Source organism: Bacillus sp. FSL K6-0972, assembly GCF_037976035.1.
GTDB classification, from domain to species: Bacteria; Bacillota; Bacilli; order Bacillales; family Bacillaceae; genus Bacillus; species Bacillus haynesii.
Genome location: NZ_CP150260.1, coordinates 1776139 through 1801806, shown reverse-complemented (window position 1 = coordinate 1801806; position 25668 = coordinate 1776139). Strand labels below are relative to the sequence as shown.

The 25668-nt window shown below is 46.9% G+C and carries 30 protein-coding genes; all 30 read right to left on the bottom strand.

Going from position 1 to position 25668, the window contains the following annotated elements:
- Nucleotides 1-39 precede the first annotated feature (39 nt).
- A complete protein-coding gene (gene tsf, locus MKX80_RS09185; protein ID WP_075752805.1) occupies nucleotides 40-921 on the bottom strand; it encodes a translation elongation factor Ts in 882 nt (293 codons plus the stop codon).
- Nucleotides 922-1021: 100 nt separating this feature from the next.
- Nucleotides 1022-1762 carry a 30S ribosomal protein S2 gene (rpsB, locus tag MKX80_RS09180; RefSeq protein WP_043926390.1) on the bottom strand — a complete coding sequence of 247 codons (741 nt, stop codon included), beginning with the start codon at nucleotides 1760-1762 and terminating at the stop codon, nucleotides 1022-1024.
- A gap of 151 nt (nucleotides 1763-1913) precedes the next feature.
- Nucleotides 1914-2426: a Swarming motility protein SwrB gene (locus tag MKX80_RS09175; RefSeq protein WP_182070678.1), complete on the bottom strand. Its 513-nt coding sequence runs from the start codon at nucleotides 2424-2426 to the stop codon at nucleotides 1914-1916.
- 95 nt (nucleotides 2427-2521) lie between these two features.
- Complete coding sequence (locus MKX80_RS09170; protein ID WP_003181822.1) at nucleotides 2522-3286, bottom strand: FliA/WhiG family RNA polymerase sigma factor; 765 nt, start codon at nucleotides 3284-3286, stop codon at nucleotides 2522-2524.
- A gap of 22 nt (nucleotides 3287-3308) precedes the next feature.
- Entirely contained in the window at nucleotides 3309-3815 is a 507-nt protein-coding gene (locus tag MKX80_RS09165; RefSeq protein WP_003181820.1) for a chemotaxis protein CheD, read from the bottom strand.
- On the bottom strand, nucleotides 3812-4441 hold the full coding sequence (locus MKX80_RS09160; protein WP_003181818.1) for a chemotaxis protein CheC: 630 nt from the start codon (nucleotides 4439-4441) through the stop codon (nucleotides 3812-3814). Before MKX80_RS09160 ends, MKX80_RS09165 begins: the two co-directional genes overlap by 4 nt.
- Before the next feature lie 10 nt (nucleotides 4442-4451).
- Nucleotides 4452-4928, bottom strand: coding sequence for a chemotaxis protein CheW (locus MKX80_RS09155; protein ID WP_003181816.1), 477 nt, complete (start codon nucleotides 4926-4928; stop codon nucleotides 4452-4454).
- 23 nt (nucleotides 4929-4951) lie between these two features.
- Nucleotides 4952-6973: a chemotaxis protein CheA gene (locus MKX80_RS09150; protein WP_154999838.1), complete on the bottom strand. Its 2022-nt coding sequence runs from the start codon at nucleotides 6971-6973 to the stop codon at nucleotides 4952-4954.
- A gap of 5 nt (nucleotides 6974-6978) precedes the next feature.
- Nucleotides 6979-8052, bottom strand: a complete 1074-nt coding sequence (locus tag MKX80_RS09145) for a chemotaxis response regulator protein-glutamate methylesterase (RefSeq protein ID WP_154999837.1) — start codon at nucleotides 8050-8052, stop codon at nucleotides 6979-6981.
- Entirely contained in the window at nucleotides 8049-8936 is an 888-nt protein-coding gene (locus MKX80_RS09140) for a MinD/ParA family protein (protein ID WP_154999836.1), read from the bottom strand. The genes MKX80_RS09145 and MKX80_RS09140 overlap by 4 nt, the downstream gene beginning before the upstream one ends.
- A gap of 2 nt (nucleotides 8937-8938) precedes the next feature.
- Nucleotides 8939-10051: a flagellar biosynthesis protein FlhF gene (flhF, locus tag MKX80_RS09135; protein WP_154999835.1), complete on the bottom strand. Its 1113-nt coding sequence runs from the start codon at nucleotides 10049-10051 to the stop codon at nucleotides 8939-8941.
- On the bottom strand, nucleotides 10048-12084 hold the full coding sequence (gene flhA, locus MKX80_RS09130; protein WP_154999834.1) for a flagellar biosynthesis protein FlhA: 2037 nt from the start codon (nucleotides 12082-12084) through the stop codon (nucleotides 10048-10050). The genes flhF and flhA overlap by 4 nt, the downstream gene beginning before the upstream one ends.
- Nucleotides 12085-12117: 33 nt before the next feature.
- Nucleotides 12118-13197, bottom strand: coding sequence for a flagellar biosynthesis protein FlhB (gene flhB, locus MKX80_RS09125; RefSeq protein ID WP_154999850.1), 1080 nt, complete (start codon nucleotides 13195-13197; stop codon nucleotides 12118-12120).
- Entirely contained in the window at nucleotides 13197-13973 is a 777-nt protein-coding gene (gene fliR, locus MKX80_RS09120; protein ID WP_043926383.1) for a flagellar biosynthetic protein FliR, read from the bottom strand. Before fliR ends, flhB begins: the two co-directional genes overlap by 1 nt.
- 7 nt (nucleotides 13974-13980) lie before the next feature.
- Nucleotides 13981-14250 (bottom strand): flagellar biosynthesis protein FliQ, encoded by a 270-nt coding sequence (gene fliQ / locus MKX80_RS09115; protein WP_003181801.1) that lies wholly within the window; start codon nucleotides 14248-14250, stop codon nucleotides 13981-13983.
- Nucleotides 14251-14265: 15 nt separating this feature from the next.
- Nucleotides 14266-14931, bottom strand: coding sequence for a flagellar type III secretion system pore protein FliP (gene fliP / locus MKX80_RS09110; protein ID WP_043926382.1), 666 nt, complete (start codon nucleotides 14929-14931; stop codon nucleotides 14266-14268).
- Entirely contained in the window at nucleotides 14924-15604 is a 681-nt protein-coding gene (fliZ, locus tag MKX80_RS09105; protein ID WP_154999833.1) for a flagella biosynthesis regulatory protein FliZ, read from the bottom strand. The genes fliP and fliZ overlap by 8 nt, the downstream gene beginning before the upstream one ends.
- Before the next feature lie 12 nt (nucleotides 15605-15616).
- Nucleotides 15617-15979: a response regulator gene (locus MKX80_RS09100; RefSeq protein ID WP_003181796.1), complete on the bottom strand. Its 363-nt coding sequence runs from the start codon at nucleotides 15977-15979 to the stop codon at nucleotides 15617-15619.
- A 26-nt stretch (nucleotides 15980-16005) separates the two neighbouring features.
- The gene (gene fliY / locus MKX80_RS09095; RefSeq protein ID WP_234113018.1) at nucleotides 16006-17139 is read right to left on the bottom strand and encodes a flagellar motor switch phosphatase FliY; all 1134 of its coding nucleotides are present in this window, start codon (nucleotides 17137-17139) and stop codon (nucleotides 16006-16008) included.
- A complete protein-coding gene (fliM, locus tag MKX80_RS09090) occupies nucleotides 17129-18127 on the bottom strand; it encodes a flagellar motor switch protein FliM (RefSeq protein WP_154999831.1) in 999 nt (332 codons plus the stop codon). The genes fliY and fliM overlap by 11 nt, the downstream gene beginning before the upstream one ends.
- 35 nt (nucleotides 18128-18162) lie before the next feature.
- Complete coding sequence (gene fliL / locus MKX80_RS09085; RefSeq protein ID WP_144582884.1) at nucleotides 18163-18594, bottom strand: flagellar basal body-associated protein FliL; 432 nt, start codon at nucleotides 18592-18594, stop codon at nucleotides 18163-18165.
- Nucleotides 18591-18806 (bottom strand): flagellar FlbD family protein, encoded by a 216-nt coding sequence (locus MKX80_RS09080; RefSeq protein WP_003181786.1) that lies wholly within the window; start codon nucleotides 18804-18806, stop codon nucleotides 18591-18593. The genes fliL and MKX80_RS09080 overlap by 4 nt, the downstream gene beginning before the upstream one ends.
- Before the next feature lie 42 nt (nucleotides 18807-18848).
- Nucleotides 18849-19640, bottom strand: coding sequence for a flagellar basal body rod protein FlgG (flgG, locus tag MKX80_RS09075; RefSeq protein WP_154999830.1), 792 nt, complete (start codon nucleotides 19638-19640; stop codon nucleotides 18849-18851).
- Nucleotides 19641-19667: 27 nt separating this feature from the next.
- Nucleotides 19668-20135 (bottom strand): flagellar hook assembly protein FlgD, encoded by a 468-nt coding sequence (gene flgD, locus MKX80_RS09070; RefSeq protein WP_154999829.1) that lies wholly within the window; start codon nucleotides 20133-20135, stop codon nucleotides 19668-19670.
- Nucleotides 20135-21514: a flagellar hook-length control protein FliK gene (locus MKX80_RS09065; protein WP_154999828.1), complete on the bottom strand. Its 1380-nt coding sequence runs from the start codon at nucleotides 21512-21514 to the stop codon at nucleotides 20135-20137. Before MKX80_RS09065 ends, flgD begins: the two co-directional genes overlap by 1 nt.
- 1 nt (nucleotide 21515) lies before the next feature.
- Entirely contained in the window at nucleotides 21516-22127 is a 612-nt protein-coding gene (locus tag MKX80_RS09060) for a MotE family protein (protein WP_154999827.1), read from the bottom strand.
- 13 nt (nucleotides 22128-22140) lie between these two features.
- Nucleotides 22141-22584 carry a flagellar export protein FliJ gene (fliJ, locus tag MKX80_RS09055; RefSeq protein WP_003181776.1) on the bottom strand — a complete coding sequence of 148 codons (444 nt, stop codon included), beginning with the start codon at nucleotides 22582-22584 and terminating at the stop codon, nucleotides 22141-22143.
- Between the two features lie 2 nt (nucleotides 22585-22586).
- The gene (fliI, locus tag MKX80_RS09050) at nucleotides 22587-23903 is read right to left on the bottom strand and encodes a flagellar protein export ATPase FliI (protein WP_154999826.1); all 1317 of its coding nucleotides are present in this window, start codon (nucleotides 23901-23903) and stop codon (nucleotides 22587-22589) included.
- Nucleotides 23900-24667, bottom strand: a complete 768-nt coding sequence (fliH, locus tag MKX80_RS09045; protein ID WP_268293258.1) for a flagellar assembly protein FliH — start codon at nucleotides 24665-24667, stop codon at nucleotides 23900-23902. Before fliH ends, fliI begins: the two co-directional genes overlap by 4 nt.
- On the bottom strand, nucleotides 24651-25667 hold the full coding sequence (fliG, locus tag MKX80_RS09040) for a flagellar motor switch protein FliG (RefSeq protein WP_182070689.1): 1017 nt from the start codon (nucleotides 25665-25667) through the stop codon (nucleotides 24651-24653). Before fliG ends, fliH begins: the two co-directional genes overlap by 17 nt.
- Between the last annotated feature and the right edge of the window lies 1 nt (nucleotide 25668).

Genomic DNA, 25668 nt, shown 5'->3' with positions numbered 1-25668 from the left:
AGACCTTGCCGTGTGTTTTAAGGCAAGCGCTTTTCAATCTTATTTTTTCACTTGGTTCATAACTTCTTCAGCAAAGTTTTCTTGGCGTTTTTCGATACCTTCTCCAACTTCGTAGCGGACGAATGTTTCAACTGTTGCGTTTTTCGCAGCAACGACCTGTTTCACTTTTTCATCCGGGTTTTTAACGAATGCTTGATCAAGCAGGCAGATTTCTTCGAAGTATTTGTTCAGGCGGCCTTCAACCATTTTAGCGACGATGTTTTCAGGCTTGCCTTCTTGAAGCGCCTGCTGAGTCAAGATTTCGCGCTCGCGGTTCGCTTCTTCTTCTGACACTTGGTCGCGGGAAATGAAGCGAGGGTTAACAGCCGCAACGTGCATCGCGATGTCTCTTGCTGTTTCTTCGTCAGTTGTGCCGTTAAGGACAGTCAATACGCCGATTTTTCCGCCCATGTGCAGGTATGCGCCGAATGCAGCGTCATCGCCTTTTGTCAGGACAGCGAAGCGGCGAAGCGTGATTTTTTCTCCGATTTTAGCAACCGCGCTTGTGATGTATTCTTCTACAGTTGAACCGTTAGCCATTTTTTGGGCCATAGCAGCCTCAACGCTTTCAGGCTTTTCAGCAAGAATGTGGTCAGCCAGGTCGTTTAAAAGCTCTTTGAAGCCTTCGTTTTTCGCAACGAAGTCCGTTTCAGAGTTCACTTCAAGAATAACGCCTGTGTTGCCGTCGGTTTTGATCAAAGTCAAACCTTCAGCTGCGATGCGGTCAGCTTTTTTGGCAGCCTTTGCGATTCCTTTTTCTCTTAGAAGATCGATCGCTTTATCCATGTTGCCGTCAGTTTCAGTTAACGCTTTCTTGCAGTCCATCATGCCTGCGCCAGTTTTTTCGCGAAGCTCTTTTACCATTTGTGCAGTAATTGCCATTTTTGATTTCCTCCTTATATATCAAACAAAATATGTAAATGTTGATCTGGTGAAAAAAAAGGTGATAAAAGGCAGACCCCCTTATCACCTTTTGACCAGGTTAAGCAGTTGTTGTTTCAGTTGTTTCTGCTTCTTTCGCTTCTGTTTCAGCTGTTTCTTCGCCTTGTTTTGCTTCAAGGATGGCATCTGCCATTTTAGAAGTCAGCAATTTAACAGCGCGGATGGCGTCATCGTTCGCAGGGATGACAACATCGATTTCATCTGGATCGCAGTTTGTGTCAACGATTCCGATGATCGGAATGTTCAGCTTGCGCGCTTCTGCAACCGCGATGCGCTCTTTGCGAGGATCGATGATGAACAGTGCGTCAGGAAGCTCTTTCATTTCTTTGATTCCGCCGAGGAATTTTTCAAGACGCTCTAATTCTTTTTTCAATTGAACGACTTCTTTTTTAGGAAGTACGTCAAATGTGCCGTTTTCCTGCATTTTTTCGATATCTTTAAGGCGTTTGATACGCTTTTGGATCGTTTCAAAGTTTGTTAATGTACCGCCAAGCCAGCGTTGGTTGACATAGTACATTCCAGAACGTTCCGCTTCTTCTTTAACAGAGTCTTGAGCTTGCTTTTTCGTACCGACGAAAAGGATTTTTCCTCCGTCAGCTGCAAGGTTTTTCGTGAAGTTGTATGCTTCTTCAACTTTTTTGACTGTTTTTTGAAGATCGATGATGTAGATTCCGTTACGCTCCGTGAAGATGTAACGCTTCATTTTTGGGTTCCAGCGGCGCGTTTGGTGGCCGAAGTGAACACCAGCTTCAAGCAATTGCTTCATAGAAATGACTGACATGTGTTATTTCCTCCTAATATAATGGTTTTTTTCCTCCGCTTAGGTCATTTTTATGCAGGACTGCACGAGAAGCGCACAGCACCGCTTGCATAAATCGTTAAGCGTGTGTAATTAACACCAAGAAATAATATAACATAAGCTTTCTCGACAATCAAGAATCGTTTTTCAGCTTTCCGCGAAATTTTAAGAAAAGCTCGATTTCTGTTTTCCCGCTTTTCAGCTGTCTTGCGATTTCCTCCGGAGAGAGCCCCTTTTCATATAATGCGAGAGCTTCTTCTTCATAGGATATGGATGCTTCCTGCTCCTTTTGATTGAGCTCATCCTCTTCCTGCTCCACCTCGTTGATCATCGCTTCGATGTGAAGCGGCAGATCGCGCGATTCGTCCGCTTCCGGAAGGACGGGGGGTTGAGCAGGAATGTCAGGCTGTGTTTGCGGTCTTTGCGGCTTTTCTTCGGCATTCGCCCGAATCTCCTGAACGAGTTTTTCATTTTCGTCTTTTAACTCCATCAAAAAAGCGGTCAATGTATTCTCGGTTTCTTCCAAAAGCTGTTTTTGCTCTTTCTCCGCGGCCTTAAAAGCGCTGAGCCTCGTATTCAGAATGATGACGAAATAAATCAAAATACCGTGGAGCGTAAAGCTCACAAGCCATAATATTGTTGACATATTTTTCACTCGCTAACCATGAAATTTAATCAAAAAAAGACTTCCCGTCTGACGCCTTAAAAAATGCTGCCGGTTTTATGCCGACAGCTTACATGTTATTGTACCACTTTATCCAGCAGATGCTTCAATTTCAAAAGCGCCTTGGAGTGAATCTGTGAAATGCGGGAAGTCGACAAATTCAAAACCTGTCCGATTTCCGTCAGCGTCAGCTCTTCTTTATAGAATAAGCTGATCACGAGCTGCTCTTTTTCTGAAAGCTCGTTTATTTTTTCTGCAAGCTGGGAGATCAGTTCGTCTTTGAGCATTTTTTCTTCAGGCGTGCTCGTTTTGTCGTCCCTTATCATCACCTGGACATTCTCCCCGTCTTCATGGTCGTGAAGCTTCTCATCAATTGAAAGGAGGTTCGCAAAGAAACCTTCATTGATTGTGGTCACGACGTCTTGTTCGCTCATTCCCAGCTCAGCGGCGATTTCGCTCGGCGAAACATTTCTTAGGTAACGCTGTTCGAGCTTTTCGATCGCAGCTTCCACTTTCTTCGTTTTTTCACGGGATGTTCTCGGAAGCCAGTCTTCTTTGCGAAGGCCGTCGATAATAGCGCCTCTGATTCTGAAGGAAGCGTATGTATCAAACTTCAAATCCCTTCCCGGATCAAATTTTTCAAGGGCATCATACAAACCCAGCATGCCAAGGCTGACCAAATCGTCTTTATGAACGGACTTGGGCAAGCCGACGGCTATCCGGCCGACATGATATGTCACAAGCGGCATATAGCGGCGGATTAAATCATCGCCTGCCTGAGGATCTTTCCATTCTTTCCACCGCGACCAAAGCATCTGATCTTCATAGTTCAAGGATTGCATCTTTATCCCCCTATATTGCATATTAAATCGTCGTTACACCTTGTTTAACTGTCCGGATGACAAGTTCTGCTGATTGCGGATCGAACTCGATCGTCCTTCCGCTGTTTCCGCCTGTATCCTCGCTTACAATCGGAATGTTTAAGAGAGATAGATGTTTTTTAATCGCAAGCACATTTCTTGGCCCGACTTTCATCAAATCATTTGTCATCTTAAATTTAAACATTTCGGCTCCTCCGGCCATTTTCGCTTTCAAAGCGTATTTTCGGCATCCGGCTTCAAGCAGCATCTTGACCGTTGCTTCGACGGCTGTGTCCGCGTATTTTGCCACGTTGATGTCAGGCGTCTTGGATAAGGAAGAGTCGGGAAGCATGACGTGGACGAGACCGGCCGTCTTTGCTTCCAAATCATAAAGCACGAGTCCGACGCATGAGCCGAGACCCGATGTCCTGATCTTGTCGGGCGTGCGGACAATTTTTACATCGGCAATTCCCACTCTGATAATCGATGTTTCTTTTTCTAAGATTTTCATAGCGCTGCACCCAATGCATGAAAGAGCTTTTCAAAAGAATCATAGTCCGGCAGAAGGAACAAATGCGCTTTTACTTTCCGGTTGTGCTCCTCGTCAAAAATGGAGTTGTCGATGACGATGACCTGGTCTCCGACTTGGCTGAGCTCGATCAGCCCTTCGCTGATGACGGCGCCAAACATATCAAGCGTCAGTTCTGGGACGCTCGGGTACATTTGCCGGTTTGTCAAATCAGCGAGAGCGGTCAAATAAGATCCCGCCATAATGTTTCCGAGTTCGTGCAGGGCAGAGGCTCCGATATCATTCGGCGTCATGCTGTCAATCTCGAATTCCGGATTGCCGACAAGCTCCCTGATCAGCTGCTCGGCCTCTGAAAAAGGCATGATCACGAACATAGAACCAGGAAAATCCCCTTCCATGCGCAAAAAGATGCTTGCGACAGGAAGGTCTGCACCGCCGAATAGGTTGACAAGCTCATCAAACGACATCAGCTTGACAAACGGCACTTCCATTTCGATTTTCCTGTTCAGCAACAGAGCCAGGGCGGAAGCGGAATGGCCCGCCCCGATATTCCCGACTTCCCGCAATATATCAAGATGCTCTTCTCTAATTCCGTTAAATACGCTCATCATTGGCTCCTTATTTCTTCACATTTTCAGAAGCGGCGGCAAGGCTCGACTTCCGGTTTAAAACAGCTTCAGAGTCAATCAGATTGAGAAGTCTGGACCCTTGCTTGACGATGCCTTTAATCCATTGCCTGCCGTCTTTTCCTACCGTTTCGGGAGCCGATTCAATTTCCTCTTCCTCGACGGTGATGACATCGTTCGCTTCATCCACCACCCAGCCGACTTCAATGTCCTGATGGGTGATGATGATGATTCTCGTTTCATCTGTAATCGTATCTCCAGGCGCTTCAATCCGCTTTCTTAAATCGATGACAGGTGTGACAACACCTCTCAAATTAATGACGCCGCAAATATACGGTTCCACTCCCGGCACCCTTGTTGGCTGCTGCCATTTTTCAATGGACATCACTTCGGATACAGAGATGGCATACTCTTTATGATTTACTTTGAACACAATCATTTTTTCACCGGTGGTAGTCTGTGTGGTCAAGAGGATCGCTCTCCTTTCGCTTTCTATTTAATAAGGGCGTTGCAGTCGATGATCAGGGCTACTTGTCCGTCTCCCAAAATCGTCGCGCCGGAAATGGCAAAGACGTTTGTTAAATAATCGCCGAGTGATTTTAAGACGACTTCCTGCTGGCCGATAAAGGAGTCGACAACAAATGCCGTCAGCTTGTCTCCTTTTTTCACGACGATGGCGTGAAGCTGATCAAGATCATCTGAAGAATCCTCAACATTAAACTGTTCTTTCAGGTAAACCACCGGTACGATATGGCCCCTGAAGTCGATCACTTCGCGATCGTGCGTCTGAAGAATATCTTTCTTATCGATGACAGCCGTTTCTATAATAGAAGAAATCGGAATCGCAAACGTTTCATTTTCAAGTTTGACTAGCAGCACGGATATGATCGACAGTGTAAGCGGAAGCTGAATGGAGAAAAGCGAACCTTCGCCTTCGCTCGATTTGATGCTGACAGAACCGCCCAATGATTCCAGCTTGCTTTTGACAACGTCCAAGCCGACCCCGCGTCCTGAAATATCCGAGATTTGATCTGCGGTTGAGAATCCCGGCGCAAAAATGAGTGCGTCGATTTCATGATCTTCGATCGTTTCGGCGTCACGTTCAGTAATAACGTTGCGCTCAAGCGCTTTTTCGAGCACCTTTTTGCGGTTGATGCCGGCGCCGTCATCCTCCACCTCGATAAAGACGTGGTTCCCGCTGTGGTATGCTTTGAGGCGGACTTGACCCGTTTCAGGTTTACCGTTTTTCACCCTGACTTCAGGCGCCTCGATCCCGTGATCAAGGCTGTTTCTCAAGAGATGGACAAGCGGGTCGCCGATTTCGTCTATTACCGTTCTGTCAAGCTCTGTTTCCGCCCCGAAAATCGACAGCTCGATCTTTTTATTTAATTCTTTTGTCAGCTGGCGGACCATGCGCGGGAAGCGGTTGAATACCGTTTCAACCGGAACCATTCTCATATTGAGGATGATCGATTGCAGGTCGCCTGAAATTCTTGTCATCCGTTCGACGGTTTCCGTTAATTCGCCGTGTTCAAGTTCTTTGGCGATCTGCTCTAAGCGCCCCCTGTCAATGACCAGCTCCTCAAACAGGTTCATTAATGAATCGAGGCGGTCGATGTTGACGCGGATCGTCTTCGTTCCCCCGCCTGCTGCAGGTTTCGCCGCTTCTTTTTTGCCGTCCGGCTGCTTCGCCGTTTTTTTCTCCGCCTCTTTCGGTGCGGTTTGCTTTTCAGGTGCGGCAGGCTTCGCTTCTTCCTGTGCCGAAAAATCGTTTTTCAGCTCGGTCACTTCTATTTTTTCGATTTCAGATACGCCGTTGATTTTGTTGAAAATCTCTTCTTCCCCGTGCTTGCTTAAAAAGCAAACGACGAATTCGGAATCAAAATCTTCCGATTCAAGGACTTCCGTTTCCGGAATCGTTTTAACGACTTCGCCGATTTCGTTCAGCTGCTCAAATACCATGTACACCCGAACGCCCTTCAACAGACAGTCCTCTTTCAATGCAACATTGATTTCGTAACATTTAAAGCCTTGTTCCTCAGCTTCGGCGATGACCGTCCGCTGAAATTCGTCATAGGTCCATTTCGTTTCGGGAGATGCCGCTTCAGGCGCTTCTGCCGATGCGGCTGTCTCCTTGTTTGCGCCTGTCACATCAAGCTTGGCGCAGACTTCGGAAACGTCTCTTTTGCCATCGCCCCCTTCAATGATCGAAAGGACAATCGCTTCAAGGTCATCGAGCGCTTCAAACATGACGTCCATCCACTCTGATGTGATGGTCATTTCTTCATTCCGGATCGCGTCCAGCACGTTTTCCAGACTGTGCGTTAAATGAGCCATGTCTTCATAGCCCATCGTTGCGCTCATCCCTTTCAAGGTATGAGCCGCTCTGAAAATATCATGGACAAGCTGCAGGTCTGTAGGATTTTTTTCGAGTTCGAGCAATTTTTCGTTACAGGTTTGCAAATGTTCTCTGCTTTCTTCAATAAAGACGTCTAAATATTGATTCATATCCATATGAGTCACGCCCTCTCTTTTTTCATATACGTCATAATGGCTGCGGCAATCTCATCAACATGCTTGATGTCGTTTGCAAGCCCGTTGTTAATGACCGATTTCGGCATTCCGAAAACGACGGACGACTCGGCTGCTTCGGCGATCACCGTTCCGCTTCCATGTTTCAAAAGGCCTTTTACGCCTTCTGTTCCGTCGCTTCCCATCCCCGTCATAATAACGGCGATTTTTTCAAAATCTCGAAGTGAGGCCAGGGATTGGAACAAGTAGTCAACAGAAGGCTTGTGGCGGCTTTCTGTATCGCGGTCATCGAGCGTAATCACCAATTCGCCCTTTTCAAGGCCGACCGCCATGTTTTTCCCTCCGGGTGCAATGTAAACCCAGCCGTCTTTCGCTCTCTCACCGTTTTCAGCCTCCTTCACGGTTACTTCTGAGAGGTGGTTCAGCCTGTTCGCTAATGAGGCCGTAAACCCCTTTGGCATGTGCTGAACGACAAAAACAGGCGCCTTCAACGTTTTAGGAAGCTTGGGAAGCACTCTTTGCAGCGCCCTCGGTCCCCCAGTCGATGTACCGATGCAGACGAGCTGTTTTCCAGCCCGAAAGCGGACTGAATCGCTGCCGCTTACCAGAGGCTGCTTCGCTGTCTCAATGGCGGGCTTTGAGATCGGAACAGGCCGGCCTTTCAGTTTCACCCGTCCTGCTGTCAAAACCTTCTCAGTCAGCATGTCTCTTACTTTGTATAAATCAATTGAAATCGAGCCCGACGGCTTCGCGACGAAATCGATCGCCCCGAGCTCAAGACATTCGATCGTGATATCCGCCCCCTGCTGCGTCAGGCTCGATACCATGATAACCGGAAGCGGATCGCTTGCCATGATCCTTTTCAATGTTTCTTTTCCGTTCATCACAGGCATTTCAATATCCAATGTGATCACGTCCGGACGGAGCTCCTTGATTTTTTGGAGCGCTTCCTCGCCGTTTCTTGCCGTTCCTGCTACAGCAATCTCGTGATTGGATGTTAAAAACTTGGTGATCATGTTTCTCATAAAAGCAGAGTCGTCAACGACAAGAACACGAATCATAATGTATTGCCCCTCCTCAGGAATGAAGATAATTTATCGATAAAGGACCGGTTTTCGCCCATTTCCGTTCTGCCGTTATGAAGCAGCGATTCTGCCAGCAGATAAACCGCCCTGCTCGGCTTTGAACGCGGATTCTTCATCAGAAACGGCTGCTGCTCCACAACGGCTCTCGATACCAGGGGATCCTCAGGAATCGGCCCTGCATATGCAAGCTTTTGCTGTAAAAAAGCGTTTACCGTGTGGGAAAGGCGGAGAAAGGCAGAAATTCCGTCTTTTTGGGTTGTACAGCGATTGACAACGACTTTGAGCTGAAGATCGCGTCCGGTTAATGCCAAATGCTTGATCGCGCTGTAAGCGTCCATGATGGATGTCGGCTCCGGCGTGGTGACGACCAGAATTTCATCCGCTGACAGGACGAATGGCAGCTGATCTTTTGACAGCCCCGCTCCCATGTCAAAGATGACATAATCGAAGCTTGTCAAAGCCCTCGTCAATTCCTTCAGAAAAAACGTCCAGTTTTCCCTGTTCAATTCGAACATCGCATCCAGCCCTGTTCCGCCCGAAATGTATTGAAGGCCTCGCGGGCCGGCTGACAAGGCGCGCTCAAACGGCATTTTTTGCTGAAGGAGATCCATCACGGTGTAGAGCGATTGCCGGCCGATCAGAATATCGATGTTTCCCATACCGACATCAAGATCGATCAACAGCACGCTCTTTCCTTTTTCCAAGAAGGCGAGAGCCGTATTCAGCGATACGTTCGACTTCCCGACGCCTCCTTTTCCGCTCATGACAGCGAGCGTTTTCGCTTTTGGATGAGCGATAGCGGCGGGCGGTTCGGCGAAGCGCTGCCCCATCCGCCTTCGTAAGCTTTCTGCCTGATCCATGTTCAACACCCCGTAAGCAGTCTGACAAATGATGCATTTGACAAGTAGCGGATATCTTCCGGAACATTTTGTCCGTTTGTAATATAGCCGAGGCCGATTCTCGATTCGGCGAGCAGATTCATGACGCTTCCCAACGAATCGGTTTCATCCACTTTCGTGAATATCAACTGATCGATCGGAATGCTTGAGAACTGCTTAATGAGCTCCTTCATATCCTCGTACTTGCTTGTCGCGGACATGACGAGAAACGCCTGTATCTTACGCTCAAACGGAATGATTTCCTTCAGCTCCCTGACATATTGCCCGTCTTTGAAATTCCGGCCCGCCGTATCGATGAAGACGTGGTCAAAATCAGTGAACTTTTGCTGGGCCGCTTTAAATTCTTCTTTCGTGTAGCACACCTCGAGCGGCGCATTCAGAAGCTCGGCATATGTCCTGAGCTGTTCAACCGCTGCAATCCGGTACGTATCCGTTGTGATAAAAGCGATTTTTTTCTGCTTTTCCAGCACAGAAGAAGCGGCGAGCTTTGCCAATGTCGTCGTTTTACCGACTCCGGTCGATCCGAAGAGCACGACATATTGCGAATGAATCGCCACGTCCTGTTCCTGATTGACGGGAAGAAGATCTGCCAAAGCATCTGTTAAGTGCGCCAGTGCCTTATCATCCGTCCACTCTTCGCCGTTTCTTAAAGAAGTGCTGACCAACCGGCCGAGCGCTTTCGTACGGATGGCTGGCGATACCCCTTGCTTTGCCAGAAGCTGGTCCGCCTTTTTCAGCGGCTCAGGCAGCACATCAACAGGCTGCTCATGCTGCCGCATTTCCAGCAGTTCTTTCAGCTCTTTCACTTGGCTTGCCAAATCAAGGTGGTCCGGCTGCGGGACAGGCGAAGGACTTTGTTCACGGAAAACGGGCTTTTGCCGGTCTGGCTTCCTTGCGTCGGAAAAGTCCTGATCGACAACCGCGATCACTTCAACCCCGGTTTTTTTCACAAAGCCGAGAAATTTTCTCGTTTGAATCTTTTTAGAATTCAAGATTACGGCGTCATTTCCGAGCTCCTGTATAATTTGCTTTGTGGCTTCCTGCATAGAACCAGCTACAAATTTTTTGATTTTCATTGAATATCCACCACTCCGATGCTTTGAACTTCTACATTGGCTTCCAATTCGTTATAGGAAAGAACCGGCAGATCAGGGAAATAGCGCTCAAGCAGCTGTTTGACATACATTCTGACAGGCGGCGAACATAGAAGGATCGGCACTTCCTGCCTTAATGAGAGCTGTTCGATTTCTCTTGCTACAGATTGAATGATATTTTCGGATAATGCAGGTTCAAGAGATAAAAAGTTGCCGTGTTCAGTCTGCTGAATTCCTTCCGCCACGGCCTTTTCGACGCGGCCCGAACAAGTCACCACTTTCAGCGTCTCATTTTCCTTCGCATATTGGGCGGTGATCTGCTTGGCAAGAGCCTGTCTCACGTACTCGGTCAGCATATCTGAATCCGTCGTCAGTTTTCCGTAGTCGGCCAGCGTTTCAAAGATTGTCACCAAGTTCCTGATCGATACTTTTTCTTTCAGAAGTTTTGCCAGCACTTTCTGTATATCACCGACAGACAGCGGATTCGGCGAGACCTCTTCGACCAGTACAGGATAAGATTCTTTCAAGTGGTCGATCAGCTGTTTCGTTTCCTGTCTTCCGATCAGTTCATGGGCGTGTTTTTTCACCTGCTCTGTAATATGGGTCGACACGACTGAAGCCGGATCGACAACCGTATAGCCGAGCATTTCGGCCTGATCTTTCTGAGATTCCGGTATCCATTTAGCCGGGAGGCCGAAGGACGGTTCGATCGTGTCAATCCCTTCGATCTGATCGTCTTCGCCTGTCGGAGACATCGCCAAAAAGTGATCGAGGAGAAGCTCGCCTTTCGCGACTTCGTTTCCTTTAATTTTGAGCCTGTACTCGTTCGGCTGAAGAGCGATGTTATCCCTGATTCTGACGACCGGAATGACGAGCCCGAGTTCAAGCGCGAGCTGGCGCCTGATCATGACGATCCTGTCTAATAGGTCGCCGCCCTGATTTGCATCTGCAAGCGGAATCAATCCGTAGCCGAATTCAAATTCGATCGGATCAATATCGAGCAAATGGACGACGCTTTCGGGGCTTTTTAATTCGTCCACTTCAGCTTCTTCCTCAAGGATATCCTCCACTTTTTCCTTCTCTTCACCGGCTTTGGAGAGCATATAGCCGCCGATGGCGAGAAGAAGAGCCAGAGGGCCTGTCAGGAGAATGCCGATCGGCGTGAAAATCCCGAGCAGGAAAATCGTTCCCGCCGTTACATACAAAAGCTTTGGATAGGCAAACAGCTGGCCTGTAATATCGTGGCCGAGGTTTCCTTCCGATGCTGCTCTTGTCACGACGATACCCGTCGCCGTTGATATCAAGAGCGCAGGCAGCTGAGAGACGATTCCGTCGCCTACAGACAAGAGCGTAAAGTGTGAAGCGGCTTCCTGAATGCTCATCTGTTTTTGCAGCATGCCGATGACAATTCCGAAAAGGACGTTGATGAGGACGATGATGATCCCTGCGATCGCATCCCCTTTCACGAATTTGCTCGCTCCGTCCATCGCGCCGTAGAAATCAGCTTCACGCGCCACCTTCTCGCGGCGCACTTTCGCTTCCTGCTCGGTCACCATTCCGGCATTCAAATCGGCATCAATGCTCATCTGTTTCCCCGGCATGGCGTCGAGGGTGAACCTGGCAGCAACTTCAGATACCCGTTCCGCCCCTTTCGTTATGACGATAAATTGGATAATGATCAAAATGATAAAGACAACGAGACCGACCAAAACGTTCCCGCCGACAACGAAAGACCCGAACGTCTCGACTACTTTTCCCGCATCTCCGTTGGACAGAATCGAACGCGTCGTCGATACATTCAGCCCGAGACGGAACAGCGTCAAGAGGAGCAGTAAAGAAGGAAAAATCGAAAATTGCAGCGGTTCTTGCATGTTCATTGTGGTGAGAAGCACGATTAACGCAAGAGAAATATTAACGATAATTAAGATGCTCAACATCCATGTTGGAAAGGGTATGATAAGCATTGCCACAATGAGGACAACGCCGGATAAAATAGATAAATCTCTTGCAGACATGCTGTTTCTCTCCTTTTAAAACTGAAAAATTCACTAGATTTTTTGCTTTGTTTTGTAAACATAGGCCAGGATTTCGGCAACGGCCTTAAAGAACTCTTCCGGAACGGCCTGGTCGATCTCAACCTGGTCATAGAGCGCCCTCGCCAAAGGTCTGTTCTCGACCGTCATGACATCGTGTTCTTTGGCGATCTGCCTGATTTTCAGAGCCATCAGATCGACCCCTTTTGCGAGGATAAACGGCGCATCCATTTTGTTTTCGTCATATTTCAGTGCGACGGCGTAATGGGTCGGGTTCGTGATGATGACATCCGCTTTTGGCACTTCCTGCATCATGCGGCGCATCGCCATTTCCTTTTGCTTCTGCTTGATCTTCGACTTGATCAGAGGATCGCCTTCGGTTTTTTTGTATTCGTCTTTAATGTCCTGTTTTGACATTCGAATATTTTTCTCATAATCGAATTTTTGATAGAGGTAATCGAGCACCGCGAGAAAAATCAATGCGACTGCAGCGGAAACCCCCATTAAAAAGGTGAGCCAGCCGACATATGACAAAGCCTCGCCAGCGGACAGCGCCGGGATTCTGAGGATTTTGTCAAAGTTCAGCCAGAGAACGGCGAATGTCACGCCGCCGACAATCACGATTTTTAAAATCGATTTAAGCAGTTCAACGATCGCCCTGATGCTGTAAATCCGTTTGAATCCTTTAAGCGGGTCAAGCTTTTTCAAATCAGGCTTGATCGCTTCAGGGGCAAATAAAAACCCGACTTGCAAATAGTTGCTCAATACCCCGGAGACGACAGCTGTCAGCAAAAGCGGTGCCATGATGAGACCCGATTCAAGCACAAGACTTTGAAACAGGCCGGGAATATTGGCGACTGACACCTTCATCGTGATCAACTCTTTGTAATACTTTTCGATCAGGGCGAGCAGGCGGTCTCTCATAAAAGGTCCGATGAATAAAAAGGATAAAAACACGATGAGAAGTGTGACCGCTGTATTGACATCTGCACTTTTGGCAACCTGTCCTTTTTTTCTGCTTTCCCGCCGTTTTTTCGGCGTCGCTTTTTCCGTTTTTTCACCTGCGAAAAATTGCAAATCCAACGTCAGCTTCATCATGCCACCCCAAGCAAAGTTAATAGATCTCTCATTGTCCGAATGGCAAATTCGAAGACGTGCTGCATCATGCTGAACATAACGGCCATGCAAATGATGAGCATGATAAAGGTGATCGCAATTTTCAAAGGAAGCCCGACGACAAACACGTTGAGCTGCGGCACCGTTCTCGCCACAATCCCCAATGCCAGATCGACTAAAAACAAACAAGCCACAACAGGCGCAGACAATTGAAATGCTGTAATAAACATCGTGTTGAAGCTTTTTGCAATAAACTCGGCAAACCCTTCGCTTCCAAACGACAGCGCCATCTTGTCGACCGGAATGTATTGATAGCTGTAATAAATCCCGTCAAGCAGGAGGTGGTGCGCATTCAGGCTCAGCATGAGAAGCAGCGCCATCGTATATAAAAACTGGCCGACAAGCGGGCTTTGCGCCCCTGTCTGGGGATCGATCACATTCGCCACCGCAAATCCCATTTGAAAATCAATGAATGATCCGGCGATTTGAACGGCTGAGATCATCATGTAGGCGATCAGCCCAAGCAGAAGCCCGATGAGCGCTTCCTTCATGGCTAACATCATGTAAACTCCGTCAACATCAAGCTGAGGAGGCTTTTCAATCGCCTGAAAACTGACGAGCGCAAGAAAAAATGCAAAACCTATTTTATGAACGGCCGGAATTGTCCGATAAGAAAATAGAGGCACCGTTACATAGAATGCTGTAATTCTGACAAACACAAGTAAAAAGGCTGGAAATGATTCGATTATTGACATGTTAAAACTACCCTGCAAAACGGTTTAAATTAGAGAACAGCTCAGTCGCGAATGATAAAATCGTCGACAGCATCCATGGGCCGAAAACGACGAGTCCGACCAAAACGGCGACGATTTTCGGAATGAATGCAAGAGTCTGTTCCTGTATTTGGGTGGTTGCCTGAAAAACGCTGACGATCAGCCCGACGAGAAGAGCGAGCGCCAAAAGCGGCCCGCTGATAAGCAATGTTACGTATACAGCCCTTTCAGCCATCGATATAACAAATTCTGAATTCATGTATTAGCACCTACTCTAAAAGCTTTGCAGCAAAGATTTAACGATTAAATACCAGCCATCTACAAGAACAAACAACAAAATCTTAAACGGCAGTGAAATCATGACCGGAGGAAGCATCATCATCCCCATCGACATCAAAACACTTGCCACAACCATATCGATAATTAGAAACGGTATAAATATCATAAATCCCATTTGAAACGCGGTTTTCAATTCTGAGATGACAAACGCGGGAACCATTGTTGAAAGCGGAATATCATCGATGGATTCAGGCGTTTCCATCTTTGCGTAATTCATAAATAAAGCCAGATCTTTCTGTCTTGTATGCTTGCTCATAAATGTTTTGATCGGGGCTTCCGCTTTTGTGTAAGCTTCATCCAAGGTGATTTTATTGTTCATTAATGGCGTCAGCGCTTCTTTATTAATCTCTGAAAAAGTCGGCCCCATAATGAAAAATGTCAGGAACAGTGCAAGTCCGATCAGCACCTGGTTTGGGGGCATTGATTGTGTTGCCAGCGATGTCCTGACAAAGGACAAGACGATGACAACCCTTGTGAAACATGTCATCAGGATCAAGATCCCCGGAGCGATCGAAAATACTGTCAAAAGCAGCAAGAGCCGGACGCTGGCGCTGACATTTGCCGCATCGCTTGAATTAAATAAATCCATAAACTCATTCATGTTGATTTTGGCCTTTCTTTCTGCCTTCTGCGCGATTTTGTTTCAGTTCCGCGAGCTGTGCTTTTAACGACTCGGAAAAAGATGCCGTGCCGCTTTGTTTTTGCACACCTGGAACTTTGACTTGATCCATCCATTTCTGCCATTCAATCTTGCTGTTCATCGCAGCTTCATGCTGCGTGAGAATTTCTTTATATTCCTTTTCATCATCGATCTCTTTCAGCAGCTGGATATTTTCGCCGACACCGACGACCAGCACCCTGTTTCCTACTTTAATCAGCTGTACGGACTTGTTTTGTCCGAGCGAAGTCCCGCCGATGTTTTCGACATACTGGAAGGGTTTTAGCAGGCGGTTGCGTTTATTCATGAACTTGACCAGTGCATAGATCAGAAAAATGACGAACAGTAACGCGCCGATCATTTTCACAAAATCAAATATGGAAACGGAAGGAGACGGGGGTTCGGTCTCCGCCTCTTCCTTAAGAGAACTTTTTTCCTCGGTTTTGTCTTTGTCTTTTGCTTTTTCTTTTTCTTTCTCTTTGCCCGCACCTTTTTGCTCAAACAGATGATCAACGGTCTGGTCCCCCGATTCCTCTGCGAGAGCCGGAGCGTACGGCAAAACGAAAAAGGCAAACAGACAAAGGCCGGCTATGAAAATAAGAGGTTTCTTAAACAAGTTGTACACCCTTTAGCTTAGCGTTTTATTGATCGCTTCCATGACGCGGTCAGCCTGGAACGGTTTGACGATAAAGTCTTTCGCTCCCGCCTGGATGGCGTCGATAACCATCGATTGCTGGCCCATTGCCGAACACATGATGATTTTTGCCTGCGGATCGATTTCTTTGATTTCTTTAAGAGCCGTAATTCCGTCTTTTTCCGGCATTGTGATATCCATTGTGACAAGATCAGGTGAATGCTCTTTATATTTTTCAACAGCCTGTGCTCCGTCTTGCGCTTCTGCGACGACTTCAAAGCCGTTTTTCACCAAAATGTCTTTAATCATCATTCTCATAAATGCTGCATCATCAACTACTAAAATCTTGTAAGCCATTATTAATCTCTCCAATCAATCTGTTATTATCGTAATTTGCTGATTCGTTCCGCCTGACTTAAAATGTCTGTCACCCTGACGCCGAAGTTTTCGTCTATGACGACGACTTCGCCTTTGGCAACGACGCGCTGGTTGACCAGGATGTCGACAGGCTCACCGGCGAGTTTGTCAAGCTCAATGATACTGCCGGTTGACAGTTCAAGCACCTCTTTGACGCTGCGGTTTGTCCTCCCCAGTTCGACTGTGACGGACAAAGGAATATCCATGAGCATGTCAAGGTTATGAAGGTGCGGCTGCGCTTCAGTCTGAGGGGCAAAGGATTGAAACTCTGCCGGTGCCACTTGCACAGGCTCTGAAACTTTTGCCGTCCCTTGCCGTTTAGGCGCAGGCTCCTGTCTCTGTGTCTGAGCAGGTGCCGGACTCGGACTAGGCGCCGGTTTTTCCTGTACGGGCGGCTGTACCTCTTCAGTCTGCACAGACTCTTCTCCGCCGTCCTGATTCGTTAATTCATCAATAAGGTCTTTTGCAAAGGTCAGCGGATAAAGCTGCATTATATGCGAATCGATCAGATCTCCGACTTTTAGTCTGAAAGATACTTTGACGAGCGGGTCCTCTTTCGGAATTTGCTCAGTCCCTTCCCCTTCATTTACATCAAGGAGGTCAACTTCCGGCGGAGAAATATCAATCTTCTTGCTGAAGACGGTGGACATCGACGTCGCTGCGGAACCCATCATTTGGTTCATCGCTTCCTGAACGGCGCTTAAATGAATTTCGCCAAGCGACGGATCTGCGTTCGTCCCGTCTCCACCCATCATCAAATCAGCGATGATCGCGGCATCTTCCTGCTTGATGACGAGAAGATTGTTTCCTGAAAAACCTTCCGTATAGCTCACACCGATTGAAACATACGGGTGCGGGAACTCATCATTTAAATGGCTTTTTTCAATCACCGAAACAGTCGGCGTTGTAATTTCGACTTTTTGATTCAATAAAGTGGACAAAGCTGTTGCAGAGCTCCCAAAGGAAATGTTTCCGATTTCCCCGATCGTATCCTGTTCCATCAGGGACAACCCTGATTCCGGCTGCTCTTGAGCCGTATCATCGCCGCCTTTAAGCAGCGCATCAATTTCATCCTGTGATAACCTATTGTTATTCTCCATATTCTTCACCTCTTATGTCGTGATCTAGAATTTGAATCGCAGTCTTTCGATTCATTCGGCCGGCTTGTGCTAGAAATTTCGGTTTATCTCCGACCAAAACAGTAAGAGGTTCTGCTACTGATTTGTCCAAAGTGATACAATCTCCAATTTCTAAATTTAAAAACTCTTCAATGGTTAATTCCGATGATCCGAGTTCTGCGACAATTGGAATTTGCGCCGTCATTATCCGCTTTTCTATCGACTTTGTTTCCTCCGGTTTTGGTTCAATTCTGTCTGATTGCATCCAGTAGTGAACGGAAAGCTTAGGAATGATCGGTTCCAGGACGACATGCGGGATACACAGGTTGATAACCCCGCTGATGTCTCCTATTTGCGTGTTCAGCGAAATGACAACGACCGTCTCATTCGGCGATACCATTTGCACAAACTGCGGATTCACTTCAAAATCGGACATTTCCGGCTCGATTTCCGTGATAGATTCCCACGCATCTTTGTAATTCGTGAGGCAGTTTTCGAATAAATTGGTCATGATTTTCGTCTCAATTTCCGTCATGCTGTCAATTTTGTTGTGGCTCGAGCCGATCCCGCCCATCACCCGGTCCATCATCGTATAGGCGATGGTCGGGTTGATCTCCATCATGATTCTTCCTTCAAGAGGGCGAACCTCAAACAGATTGAGGATCGTCATATTCGGAATGGATCTGATGAATTCCTCATACGGAACCTGATCAACCGAGCTGACCGAGATCTGGATATAGGTTCTCAGCTGAGCCGAGAAATAAGTCGTTAGCAGCCTAGCAAAGTTATCATGAATCCTTGTCAAGCTGCGGATTTGATCCTTTGAAAAGCGGAGCGCCCGTTTAAAGTCATAGACTTTTACCTTTTTAACGGACTCTTCTTTTTTCAGCTCGTCGGCGTCCATTTCACCGGTCGATATTGCTGAAAGCAGTGCATCGATTTCATTTTGGGAGAGCACTTCTCCTGCCATCTGTTTTCACCTCCATGGTTCTGTCATCTATGTTCCTACTGCAGATTAAAGGAGGTAATGTATACAGTTTTCACTTTTCCCTCTTTCATGTAGTTCGTGTTCAGCTTTTCTTTCAGCTGTTCTTTAAATTTTTCTTTTCCTTTTTGTCCTTCAAGCTCATCTGCGTTCGTGTTCGCCAAAAGGGAAATGACTGAATCTTTAATTTGGAAATCCCGCTTTTCAAGCTCTTCTTTCGCCTCTTTCGAATCGGTTTCAAGCTTGATTGACAAACGGACCACATTGTCTGATTTCAAGTTTGTCGTGATTTCGGCGACTTCAACTGAAGATTCGACCACTTCATCAATCGAAGGTTCGGCATTTTGATCTTTTTCACTTGCGCTTCCCTTGATGACAAAGAACGCAGCGGTTCCTAACACAGCAATTGCCAGAATAATCGTCAGCATAATTCCTAGAAGTTTTTTATTCATTCAGATTCCTCAATTCTTTGGTCACAAGAAAGTATTTGGATTTTTTGATAGAATGACACGATTGTATCCACAACTGTATCTTCATCTTCTTTGACAACAAACTTTTTTCCGTTGGACAGCGTAATGGTCGTATCCGGAAAACATTCAATTTGCTCAATGAATAGTGCATTCAGAATAAAGGGCTGTCCGTTTAATCGCGTAACTTTGATCATGTGTTATCAAGAGGCGCCTTCACGAGGGTGCCTCCTTCCCTCCTATCGCTTCAGATTGACGAGTTCCTGAAGAATTTCATCAGAGGTTGTAATGATTTTCGCATTGGACTGGAAGCCGCGCTGCGCAATAATCATTTCGGAAAATTCTTCTGAAAGGTCGACGTTCGACATTTCAAGCGCACTCGTTTGAATTTTTCCTGAGCCGCCTTCCCCAGGTACAACGACTTGCGGATCTCCCGAACTCAATGTTTCGCGGTAAAGGTTGTCCCCCGCTTTTGACAAGCCGGATGTGTTGCTGAATGTCGCAAGCGAGATCTGGCCGGCGACCTGGTTCTCGTTGTTTTGATCGACATAAGACACGGTTCCGTCAGGTGCGATGCTGAAGCTTTGCGCGTCTTGCGGAATATTAATTTTTCCGTTATTGGCCGTTAAGACGAACAGTCCGTCAACAGTGACGAGGTCACCTTCATCAGAAAGGTAGAAGTTTCCGGATCTTGTGTAGTATTGTTCTTCTCCTGTTCCAACGCGGAAGTAGCCGTCTCCTGTAATGGTCATGTCAAGCTGGCGGCCTGTTGTCGAAGGCGCAGCGTTTGTGTGAATGATATCGATCGATCCGATCGTTGCACCGAGCCCGACCTGCTGGCCGTTGACAGAGCCGCGGTTTGCAGTAGACGCCGTTGCACCGGAAAGCTGCTGACTGACAATATCTTTAAACGTAACCCTGCTTTTCTTATAGCCTGCCGTATTGACATTCGAAATGTTGTTTGCGACGACATCAAGCTTTGTCTGAAAGTTTTTCATACCGCTGATTCCTGAGTATAGTGAACGTAACATAATTATTCCTCCCTGAATTGTCTGTTTTTATTTGTCAGAATGGCTTACCGCCGTCACATTCCACGGATTGACTTCGGTTCCATCGTCAAGGACAAGCAGATACTGTCCGTCTGAGCTTTTAACTGATTTGACAAGCGCCGTTTTTTCTTCGCTGTCTTCGCCTTCATAGGTGACTTCTTTTCCGATCCAGCTGACATACATCGTCATCGGGTCTTGAAGTCCGACGAACGTCGACATCGTTGTGTTCAGATTCGTTAGTTGCTCAAGGCTTGAAAAGGTCGCCATTTGCGCAATGAATTCACGGTCTTCCATCGGATTTAAAGGATCTTGGTACTGCAGTTGTTTCATGAGCAGTTTCAAAAATTCATCCTTGCCAAGATTGGATCCGCTCCCTGCTTTCTCGGCTTTTTTTGCCTCGGACAAATAATTGGATGTCGTCGATTTCGTGTTTGTTGTTCCTACGGCGGTTCTTGTATCAATTGAAGTGTCAGGCATTAGATCTCCTCCTCGCTGTCCTGTGATCGAGTCTCGATAAGCTCATCCAGAAACTCCTGAAAATCCTCATTTTCCTGCTCTTTTTGCTGATCTTGCTTCGGCTGATGCTGGTTTTTCTGTTCGTCCGCCAGCTGTCCGAAAGTCTGATCGCTGTTTTGAAGCGGAACACCGAAGCGGTCAATTTGTACAGACATGTTGGGCAGCGCCTGTTTAAGATGCGCGAGATTGTGTTCGAGCAGCTCTTTAGCCGACTGGGTCGATGCGATGATTTTGCTCGAAAACATCCCGTGCTGTTTGACGAGCTTGATCGTGATAAAGCCAAGATTTTCAGGATTCAGGCGGATCGTGAAACTGCCTGTCGACCTGCCGAACGGTGTATACTTCATCTGTTTCCATGAGCTGAGAATTTGTTCTGAAAAGCTTTTCGGCTGAGCGGAAGATTCCTCTGCCGCCGAAGTCTGGAGACCCTGGATCAGCGCTGTGCCTGTCCGCTGATTGGCCGGTACAGAGGATTGAATCGGCTGTTCCTTTTGGCCTTGCTTTCCTTCAGTTTGAATTTCCCTTCCGTTCAAAACAAAGGACAACGGCTTCTCAGAAAGAGAGACATCAGTCTTTTTGCTCATGAGCATTGCTTTCAGTTCGCTTTCGGCCATTTTCCACTCTTTTTGATCCGGTTCAGTGTTTGCGTTCATCATCTGCTCCATTAAACTTTTCAAGCTTTTCAGCTCGGCGTTTGACATGGACAAAAGCTGCGATTGGCTCGGATCTTTCGTGAAAAATTGACGTTTAAGTTCATCAATCAGCCCTTCTGTTCCCGCCTTTGTCTGAAGAGCGGCGAGAAATTCCGGCACCTGTTTCAGTAATTCTGCAATTTGCGAAGTTTTGAGTGACGGTTGATTTTCATTTATTATTGCAGCGAGCAGCTGCTGAATCTGACCGAGAATTTGCAAGTCAGGCAGTTTCGGCTCTTCTGTCCCGCTTTCGTCGGCAGGCAAAGCCTGAGCATCAGCCGTTTTGCCTGATTGTCCAGGCAGGGCGGCATTTTCAAGCAGCTCTTTTATTTGCTGTAGCAGCTGCTCTGCCAATGCCAGTTCATCCGGAGATGCACTCAGCTCTTCAAGCTGCTTGAGGGAATTCAGCCAGTCTTCATTGAAGGAGCCGTCTTCCTTATTTGAAAGCCATTGCTTCAGTTCATGCAAAAGCCCTTCTAACGGCGTATCCTGAGAAGGCTCTTCTCCCTTTTGAAAAGGGGAAAGTGAGCTGTTTTCCTTCTGGAGCACATTCTGAAAGAGTGCTCCTATCGGTGTCCTGCTCGTTTTTGCAGGTGCGGTTTCCACCGCAGGCTTGGCATCAAAGGAGATTGCGTCAAAAAGCCTCAAGCTATTCCCCCCCTTCTTTTTTCTTTTCGTTTTTCGCCTCGTTTTTCACAAGCTTTTCTGTGAATACAGCCGCTTTATCAGGAGACATTTTTGAGAGGATCTCAGTCACTTTCTTTTTGCTTAAAGAATCTAAAATGTTGATTGCCTCTTCCTCTTTTAATTCGCTTAAAATTTTTGCAGCTTTATTGCTTTGCATGCTTTCATAAATTTTGACGACTTTTCCGTCTCCTTGACCTTCAGCGTTCTTTTCATCCTGCTCTTTTTCATCTTTTGCCGTTTTTTCGAGTGAGCTGATTTTTTGTTTCAGCCTTTTAATCTCTTGATCACTCGTTTTTAAGTCACTCGTCAGCGTTTCGATTTCGCTTTTTTGTTCATCGATCGTCTTTTGGAGCTTTTCTGCTTTGTTCTCCTGTTGTTTTGCTGCGTGATCGATTTCCTGATCCTCGCCGCTTTTCACAAGCTCTTTTACGACGGGGATTTTGGAGGCTGCATCCTGGAAATTGACGCCCAAAAGCCACATGCCGACGAACGCTACAACGATTAAAAAGATCAGCGGAATGACGATGACAAACAAAAATGTCTGAAATTTACCGGCTTTTTTTTCTTCGGTCATCGTTTTTCTACCCCTAGCTTCCTTGAGTTATGTACTGAGCAATGGAGATATCATCCATTTCCTTTAACTCATTTGCTTTGTTTTGCAGCGAATACATTTCAAACTGCTTTTCTTTCATTTTTTCAAATTTTTTCAGCTCGATATTTTTTTCCGTCAAATCGTGCTGTTTTTCGTTCATTTCATTTCTCTTCATCATGACGAGCTTTTGATAATGGTAGATTGTCGTTTCAAGATTTGTGACAAATTGCTGATAATGCCGCATTTCCTGAACGCTCATCCCCGTCTGCATCTTGATTTCCTTGTTTTTTTCCAGCGTTTCTTTTTGGCTCATGCTTTCATACAGCTTTTCCGCGACTTTTTCGAATTCGGAAACTGAGTGCTGATATTCAGCGAATGATTGGTCTTTTTCATTTTCTTTAAGCTCGAGGAGCTTTTGAAATTTAAATGAATAAGCCATTCTTAATCCTCTCTTCCTGTAAGACTCTTTAATAAGGAAATGCTCTCTTCCAGCGATGCCGCTTCATCCACTTCCTGCTTGAGAAAGCTGATCAGCTTAGGGTGGAATTGGATGGCCTCGTCAATTTCTCGGGAAGACCCTTTTTTATAGGCTCCTATGTTGATCAGGTCCTCAGAGTTTTGATAGGTTGACAGCATTTCCCTGAACCGGTTCGCCGCTCTTATATGGTCTTTCTCGGCGATGTTCGACATCACCCTGCTGATGCTTTTTAAAATGTTGACTGCCGGAAACTGGCCTTTATTCGCAAGGCTCCGGTCAAGAACGATATGACCGTCCAAGATTCCCCTGACAGTATCGGCAATCGGTTCATTCATATCATCGCCGTCGACAAGAACCGTATAGAAAGCAGTGATTGACCCGTTTTCCGTCGTTCCTGTTCGTTCTAAGAGCTTAGGTAAAATAGCGAACACTGAGGGTGTATAACCTTTCGTCGTCGGCGGTTCGCCGGTCGCCAGGCCGATTTCCCTCTGAGCCATGGCGACCCTTGTCACCGAGTCCATCATGAACATGACGTTTTGTCCTTTGTCGCGGAAGTACTCGGCAATCGCAGTTGCTGTATAGGCTGCTTTCAGCCGCATTAATGCCGGCTGGTCAGATGTAGCCACTACAACAATCGTGCGCTTCAGCCCTTCTTCGCCAAGATCTTTCTCTATGAACTCCCTGACTTCCCGGCCCCGCTCTCCGACAAGAGCGATAACATTCAAGTCTGCGGCCGTCTCTCTCGCAATCATTCCCATAAGCGTGCTTTTTCCGACGCCGCTTCCGGCGAATATCCCGACACGTTGTCCTTTTCCGACGGTCAGCAGACTGTCGATCGATCTGACCCCGACCGCCATTTTTTCTCTGATCGGCGGTCTTTTCATCGGATTAGGCGGCGCCTGGTCTGTCGAAACTTGAGCCAGACCTTTCGGAAGCGCGCTGCCGTCGAGCGGATTGCCGAAAGCATCGACAACTTGCCCGATCAAGCCGGAGCCGACTTTGACTCTGAGCGATTCGCCCGTCGCTTCGACAATGCTGCCGGGTGCAATATTGGCCGCTTCTAAATATGGCATCAGAAGAATATTTTGGTCTTTAAAACCGACAACTTCAGCTTTGATGGCATTTGGCCCGTCACCTTTTGTATAGATTTTGCAGACATCGCCGATTGAGCATTCAGGTCCTTTCGATTCAATCATCAGGCCGACCGCCTGTTTGACTTTTCCGTATCGTTTGAAGGAGTCTGCCGTTTCTATACATTCAAGGAGCTGCTTGAGCATCAACGGACTTCACCCGCCGTTTCAAGCAGGCTGAGCAGTTTTTGTTTCAGCTGCTGTAATTGAGTGTCGATGCCTGCATCGATTCTTCCGAAAGCCGTTTCAACATAGCACGTTCCTTTCGGCGCTTTTTCATCGGCGTATATCGCGAGATGGGCGCCGTATTGGAGAAGCTGCTCAAGTTCGTTTTTGTGGCTTTGAACCTCCGTGTAATACTCCGGATCCACATAGACGGCAATGTCATCGAACTCCTTCATTTCGGACAGCACCTGTTTGACAAGGGCTGTAAAAGCTTCTTTGTCGTCAGCCTTTTGATTCCAAACTTTTTTAGCCAGTGACACGGCAAGTTCGACAATTACTTCGGAAGATTGTTCGATCTTTTCTTCATAGTCATGCCTCGCCGTTCTGACGATGGCATTGGCTTCATCCAAATAGGATTGATAAGCGCTTTGGGCCTCAGTCTTTCCCTGTTCAAACCCCGCTTGAAAGCCTTCTTGTTTCGCCTGGTCTATCAGCGCTTCGCGTTCTTTTTCCCAGCTTAACCTTTCCTCTTCGATTTGCCGTCTGACCTGTTCGAGTTCAGCGCTGGCTTTTTCGTATATTTTCCCGGCTTCTTGTCTGGCATGATCGAGGAGGAATTCCGGATCCTGTCCGGTATCAAGTTCGGTTTCTGTTTCAGGAAGTTTGACTTCCTTTAATGAAATCGTCCGCCTTTCTTTTGGCGGTATTGATGATAATCGCTGTTTAATAATGTTAGACAATGATATCATCTCCTCCGCCTCTGGCGATCACGATCTCACCTGCTTCTTCAAGTCTTCGGATGACGCTTACGATTCTGGATTGCGCTTCTTCTACATCACGCAGACGCACAGGGCCCATGAATTCCATTTCTTCTTTAAATGTTTCGGCCATACGCTGCGACATATTGCTGAAGACGATGTCTTTGACCTCTTCGCTGGCCACTTTGAGAGAGAGAAGCAGATCGTCGTTTTCCACATCGCGGATAACCCTCTGAATGGCGCGGTTATCAAGCGTAACGATATCTTCAAAGACAAACATCCGCTTTTTAATCTCGTCGGCAAGATCAGGATCCTGAATTTCAAGGGCGTCAAGGATCGTTTTCTCCGTACCTCTGTCAACTCCGTTCAACACTTCGACAACGGCTTCGATGCCGCCTGTCTGCGTATAGTCCTGAGTGAATGTGGAGGATAGCTTTTGCTCCAGAATCTGTTCGACTTCATTAATGATTTCCGGTGACGTCCTGTCCATGACAGCGATCCGTCTTGCAACCTCTGCCTGCACATCCTGATTCAGTTCTGACAATATCTGACCGGATTGCACGGGATCGAGATAAGACAGAATTAATGCGATCGTCTGCGGATGCTCATGCTGGATAAAGTTCAGAATCTGCTCGGGGTCCGCTTTTCTGGCAAAATCGAACGGTCTGACTTGAAGAGACGATGTCAGCCTGTTGATAATGCTGGCGGCTTTGTCTTCGCCAAGCGCTTTGTCAAGCACCTGCTTGGCGTATTGGATGCCGCCTTGTGATATATATTCTTGAGCAACAGCCGTTTCATGAAATTCCTGAATAATTTCATCTTTTTTCTCTGGTGATACAGCTCTGACATTTGATATTTCAAGCGTCAGCCTTTCGATTTCTTCGTCTGTTAAATGCTTATAAACGGAAGCTGACACATCAAGCCCTAAGGATATCATGAGAATGGCCGCTTTTTGTTTGCCTGTAAGCCTGTCTTGTTTCATTTTTGCCATT